The sequence below is a fragment of the Dissulfurispira sp. genome (assembly GCF_036745535.1).
Lineage (GTDB): Bacteria > Nitrospirota > Thermodesulfovibrionia > Thermodesulfovibrionales > Dissulfurispiraceae > Dissulfurispira.
The window spans coordinates 1-5,492 of the sequence record NZ_DAIOFX010000089.1; the positions used below are offsets into that span (position 1 = coordinate 1).

Annotated in this window: 8 protein-coding genes; 5 read left to right on the plus strand and 3 right to left on the minus strand. The window is 42.4% G+C overall.

The features are described 5' to 3' along the window. Positions 1-45 precede the first annotated feature (45 nt). From V7L97_RS10795 to waaF (V7L97_RS10805), 3 genes are all read right to left on the minus strand, one after another. Complete coding sequence (locus tag V7L97_RS10795) at positions 46-483, minus strand: PPC domain-containing DNA-binding protein (protein ID WP_333655881.1); 438 nt, start codon at positions 481-483, stop codon at positions 46-48. Positions 484-714: 231 nt separating this feature from the next. Continuing rightward, positions 715-1,734: a lipopolysaccharide heptosyltransferase II gene (waaF, locus tag V7L97_RS10800; RefSeq protein ID WP_333655883.1), complete on the minus strand. Its 1,020-nt coding sequence runs from the start codon at positions 1,732-1,734 to the stop codon at positions 715-717. Next, entirely contained in the window at positions 1,727-3,247 is a 1,521-nt protein-coding gene (gene waaF / locus V7L97_RS10805) for a lipopolysaccharide heptosyltransferase II (RefSeq protein WP_333655885.1), read from the minus strand. The genes waaF (V7L97_RS10800) and waaF (V7L97_RS10805) overlap by 8 nt, the downstream gene beginning before the upstream one ends. 105 nt (positions 3,248-3,352) lie before the next feature. Here waaF (V7L97_RS10805) and V7L97_RS10810 point away from each other — a divergent pair, with 105 nt between their 5' ends. From V7L97_RS10810 to V7L97_RS10825, 5 genes are all read left to right on the plus strand, one after another. Beyond that, positions 3,353-3,751 (plus strand): Fur family transcriptional regulator, encoded by a 399-nt coding sequence (locus tag V7L97_RS10810; protein ID WP_333655886.1) that lies wholly within the window; start codon positions 3,353-3,355, stop codon positions 3,749-3,751. 14 nt (positions 3,752-3,765) lie between these two features. After that, positions 3,766-3,870, plus strand: coding sequence for an RCKP-type rubredoxin-like domain-containing protein (locus tag V7L97_RS13110; protein WP_442891822.1), 105 nt, complete (start codon positions 3,766-3,768; stop codon positions 3,868-3,870). A 63-nt stretch (positions 3,871-3,933) separates the two neighbouring features. After that, positions 3,934-4,551, plus strand: a complete 618-nt coding sequence (locus tag V7L97_RS10815) for a peroxiredoxin (RefSeq protein WP_333655887.1) — start codon at positions 3,934-3,936, stop codon at positions 4,549-4,551. A gap of 50 nt (positions 4,552-4,601) precedes the next feature. After that, positions 4,602-4,976, plus strand: a complete 375-nt coding sequence (locus V7L97_RS10820; RefSeq protein WP_333655888.1) for a desulfoferrodoxin — start codon at positions 4,602-4,604, stop codon at positions 4,974-4,976. 118 nt (positions 4,977-5,094) lie between these two features. Next, positions 5,095-5,492: bacteriohemerythrin (locus V7L97_RS10825; protein ID WP_333655890.1), on the plus strand; the 398-nt coding region annotated here is incomplete at its 3' end.

Genomic DNA, 5,492 nt, shown 5'->3' on the forward strand with positions numbered 1-5,492 from the left:
GGGACAACCTGATTTTGAAAATGAGGATTTACCTGTCTAAAAGCCTTATTTTACAGTGAGCAATACCATATTCGAAACCGGATCAAACTCCCTGACTGCATTCACACCCTTTATCTCAATTATTATCGCCTCAAGGACAAGGAATGTCTCTGCATTTTCCCTTACGCAGCCTACCCTCACATTATCCTTCTTTCCGAATGCTCCATGAAAATGGGCCTTTGGCTCATCGCCCTGATAGAAAATAGTTCCAAGCCCGACAATCTCGTGGCTTTCACCAAGCTCACGCCATATGGGAATCGGCGGCAGTTCTTCCTTTTCAGGGCCTACCACAAATCTGCCGCTTCTCATGCCTCCAACAAGATAGAATACGCCTGCTCTTATATTTTCCTTCTTTGCAATCTCACTGAGTCCCTGCAAGATATTGTCCCTGTCCTCAAACCGCGCAACAACAACCCTTCCTGTCTCACCAACCTGATACTTCATATCTCCTCCTATATTTTAGCTTAAAATAAGCTATTTTATATTCAGATTTGTAAGGCAGGTGCTGCGGAAAGACTTTAAACTCCGCACTTGTGTAAACTTCTATCTTGTATCCGTCATCTACTACATTGGATACTTGATGGATAATGCATCTATAATCTTACATATGCACATGAACAAGGACTTTTAAAGTCTTGTAGCAGTGCCTGCCTTACAAAATCACTTAATTTCGATTTAACAAATGCTCATTACTGCTTCGTATACCTTCTCAACAGATACATCATCCATACATTTAACCCTCTTGCAATTCTTCTTATAACACGGCGCACACCCAATATCCGACTTAACTATAATATGATTTCTGCCATATGGCCCTGTCCTCACAGGGTTTGTCGGACCAAATATCGCAACCACAGGAATACCAAAGGCGGCAGCTATATGCATTGGCCCTGAATCGTTGGTGATAGCATACCTTGCACCCCCGATTATGGATATAAGCTCCTTTATATCTGTTTTCCCTGCTATTGACAATGCCTTTCCACCGGAGCAAAATTCAATGCCCTTAGCTATTTCTGCATCGCTTGCGCTTCCGACTATCACAGTCTTTATGTCAAGAATGGATGCAAGTTTTCCGAAATTCGCAGGCTGCCATCTCTTTGTTTTCCATCGAGCACCCGGAACAAGCACTGCATAATCTCCAATATCTTCCTTTAGTTTCTTTACACTTTTGGATTCTATAATGAGCGGCATGGGAAATTTCACATCCTCAATCTCACAGCCGACAGCAGATGCAATCTTCAAATACCTGTCCACTGCATGTATTTCCCTTCCACCTTTAACCTTATGTGTATAGAACAGGATGCTGCCCTCCCTTGCCTCTTTAAAGCCGACCCTGACAGAAGCGCGGGTTGCATATGTCAATATGCCGCTTCTCAGAAGACCCTGAAGGTCTATTACAATATCATAGGATTCATCTTCAAGTTCTTTAAATAGACTCTTAAATTCTATAGCTGTCTCTTTTATTTTCTTCAGATTCTTCCACTGGTCTTTATTGATTACCCAAAGTCTTTTCACCATGGGATGGTTTTCGAGGAGGCCTTCAAGACCCTTTGCTACTACCCAGTGTATTTCAGCAGAGGGAAAAGCATCCTTTACAGCATTAAGAAATGGAAGGCTGTGCACAATATCACCGAGAGAACTCGGCTTTATAACCAATATTTTTTTAGGAATCTTCTTTATCGAAATTTTATTCATGGGATATTATTAAATCCACAACATCTTTCAGGTTATCGGCTGCAAAATCAGCATGGGCTGATTCCTGCTGTTTGCCTGTCTTTATAAGTATACCCTTAGCTCCAACAGCCTTTGCAAGGAGCATGTCGGCATCCTTGTCTCCAACAACATAAGACTCTTTCAGATTAATCCTGTGATCTGCCCTTGCACTTAAAAGCATTCCCGGCTCGGGCTTTCTGCATGAACAATTCTCATCAGGACCATGCGGACAATAATAGAAATCGTCAAACCCGTATTTATCGATAAATACCTGATTCACTTCCTTTACGAATTGTTCATCCACAATCCCCCTGCTGATTCCCGACTGGTTGCTCACACCGATCAGGACAAAACCTTTTCCCTTTAACTCGTTCAAACTATCTATTTCAGGGAAGACCTTAAAGTCATTCCAGTTGTTCAGATAATCGGCATCCCTGCACAATGTGCCGTCCCTGTCAAAAAACACAGCCTTTTTTACAGGCAATAACTCCTTGACCCCGAAATATACATCCTCAGGTGTAACGGTATACATGCACTTCATATCATTATTTTTGCATGTTCGCTCAAAACATGGGCTGCATGCAAGGTCTGTCTTGACTACAATATTATTGCCTCCCACAGGGCCTGTCAAATCCGGATCTGTTGAGCCGAATATGGCAACTATGGGCGTACCAACTGCATAGGCTATATGCATTGGTCCGGAATCATTTGTGACAAACACATCGCATTCTGAAATAAGCGGAATAAGCTCTCTGAGAGAAGTCATTCCGGCAAGGAAGATTTTATTCTCATTGATATGTTTATCTATCTCCTCTGCAATATCCACTTCATTCCTGCCGCCGAAGATTGCAACACTGCCGTCTGTTTCCTTTATAAACCAGTTTGCAACCTGTGCGAATCTTTCAGGGAACCATCTCTTTGAAGATCCATATGTAGCGCCCGGGTTTATCCCTAAGATCGGTCTTTTCAGCGATGATAATTTATCCCTTGCTGATAATCGCTCATCGATGGAAAGATAAATCCATGGATTTGAATATTCCGCATTTATGCCTGCAGCTTTAAAAAGGTTAAGATAATAATCTATATGATGTGCTTTTCTGTCATCGCCACCAGAGGGAATCGGCTTCGTAAGAAGAAATCCCCTTCCGTCCCTGCTGTATCCTATTCTTTCGGGGATGCCTGCAAGGAATGTTATGAGTGCAGCATCAAAGGCATTCTGTAAGAGTATTGCATTGGAAAAATGCCCTCTCCTCAGCTTCATAGCAAGTCTCAATTTTCCAAATATCCCTGAAAATCTTTCTTCATATAACATGATCTCATCGATATTTGGATCCCTCTCAAAAATTGGTGAAACAGATGGCTTTACGAGCAGGCTGATTTTTGATTCTGGATATGCCTTTCTCAATGCCCTTATGGCGGGCATGGTCATAACAGCATCGCCGATCCAGTTAACGCCACGAATGAGAATATTTTCAGCCATTTTTAAGTTTAACATTTTGTCCCTTTCTCCTTCAGCAGTCAATTTAAAAAAATTACTTGATAATAATAACTCTAATATGATAAGTTATAGTTAATAAGAATAATTCTAAAGAGATAGGAAATGGAAAAATACAAAGACATAGGATTAAAGCTTACCCCGCAGAGGCTTGCGATCCTCGATTATCTCGATGGGAATAAGGACCATCCGTCGGCAGAGGATATTTACAGGGCGGTTTCAAAGAAGTTTCCTACAATGTCCTTTGCAACTGTCTACAACACCCTCGAAACATTGAGGCAGAAGGGCGGCCTTCTGGAGCTTGCGATCGACCCCGACAAAAAAAGGTTCGATCCGGATACCGAACCCCATCACCATCTTATATGCGTTAAATGCAAAAAGATTGTGGATATACATGGCGACTATAAGCTGCCTATCGCCAATGGCGAGAGGGCAGGCTTTGAGATAATCGGCAACCATATAGAGTTTTACGGTATATGTTCAAAGTGCAAGGCAAAAGAATAAAGGAGGTGAGTAAAGTGGCAGTCTTTAAATGCAGTAAATGCGGCACGACAAGAGAGGGCAGATGCAAGCCCCAGAAGTGCTCGAAGTGCGGTGAAAAAGGCACAATGCAGAAGTCTTAATTTTTAACAACAAACTGGAGCCTTTGGCTTCTAATTAAAAACTAAATTTCCGAGGTATGAATTATGAGCGAAATTTGTTGCGGATTAAAGGTTGGGCAGGACGTTCCTGATTTCAAGCTCGATACATTCGAGCCGACAAAAGGGGATTTCGGGGAGATAAGCCTTGAAACATTAAAGGCAGACAAGAAATGGACAATTCTTTTCTTCTATCCCGCTGCATTTACATTTGTCTGAGCTACTGAGTTCGCTGCTCTGGCAGAGCAGTATGAAAAGTTTAAAAAGATGGGTGCAGAGGTGATTACAGTCAGCACCGATACAAAGTTTGTCCAGCTTGCATGGCAGAGGGAAGAAAAGATGCTTAAGGATGTCAAATATCCCATGGGTGCAGACCCGACAGGGAAATTATCGAGGATGTTTGGCGTATATGACGAAGCTACAGGACTTGCATTGAGAGGGACATTTATAATCAGCCCCGAAGGCAAACTCCTCAATTCCGAAGTCAATTTCTACAACATGGGTAGAAATATCGATGAGCTGATGAGGAAGTTCAAGGCAAACCTCCACCTTGCAAAGCATACCGCAGAAGGATGCCCTGCAAAATGGAAGGAAGAAGGCGACAAGACCCTTACACCTTCTCCCAAAATGGTCGGAAAGGTTTACGAGGCATACGAGGAAAAATAAACTTACATGTGGCAGGGCTTTAGCCCTGCCAATAATCAAAGGAGGTAGAGATGACAAAGAGACTGCAAATATACAAATGCGAAATATGCGGCAACATGGTGGAGATGATACACGAAGGCATAGGGCAATTGGTGTGCTGCGGCCAGCCAATGAAGTTCTATGAAGAGAATACAGTGGACGCGTCTCAGGAAAAACATGTTCCTGTAGTGGAAAAGATAGAAGGCGGCTTTAAAGTAAAGGTTGGGAGCGTTCCCCATCCAATGGAAGAAAAACATTACATTGAGTGGATAGAGGTTATAGCAGATGGAAAAGCATATCGTCAATTCTTAAAACCGGGTGATGTGCCAGAAGCTGTTTTCATGATTGATGCATCGGCAATTACTGCAAGGGAGTATTGCAATTTACATGGAGTTTGGAAGGGCTAACTAACAAAAAAGGGTTCATTGACCCAGGAAACATGCAGTTCTCCTGCCTGTCCAACTTTAACGGGTAAAACCCGTTTGTATAAATCTTATAACACATATTCTTAGTAGGAGGTGTAACATGGCATTATTTGTGTGGAGCGATAAGTACAGTGTAAACATCAAAGAGATTGACAGCCAGCATAAGAAACTTGTGGATCTGCTTAATTCACTGCATGATTCAATGAAGGCAGGTAAGGGCACTGAGGTATTGGGCAAGACGCTTACAGAGCTAATTCAATACGTGGGAACACACTTTGCCACAGAAGAAAGATTCATGAGTACACACGGCTATCCTGAATACAAAGCGCATAAAGCAGAGCATGAGAAACTCACTCAAAAGGCAATAGAACTCCAGAAGGACTTTCAGCAAGGTGCGCCGGTTATCACAGTGGAGGTGTTAGGTTTCTTGAGAGATTGGATCCAAAACCATATACTCGGAACCGATAAAAAGTACAGCCAGTTTTTAAACAGTAAGGG

What these genes read in the sequence shown, in the direction of transcription:
- V7L97_RS10795 (WP_333655881.1), bottom strand. Translation starts at nt 483, where the DNA reads ATGAAGTATCAGGTTGGTGAGACAGGAAGGGTTGTTGTTGCGCGGTTT.
- waaF (WP_333655883.1), bottom strand. Translation starts at nt 1,734, where the DNA reads ATGAATAAAATTTCGATAAAGAAGATTCCTAAAAAAATATTGGTTATA.
- waaF (WP_333655885.1), bottom strand. Translation starts at nt 3,247, where the DNA reads ATGTTAAACTTAAAAATGGCTGAAAATATTCTCATTCGTGGCGTTAAC.
- V7L97_RS10810 (WP_333655886.1), top strand. Translation starts at nt 3,353, where the DNA reads ATGGAAAAATACAAAGACATAGGATTAAAGCTTACCCCGCAGAGGCTT.
- V7L97_RS10820 (WP_333655888.1), top strand. Translation starts at nt 4,602, where the DNA reads ATGACAAAGAGACTGCAAATATACAAATGCGAAATATGCGGCAACATG.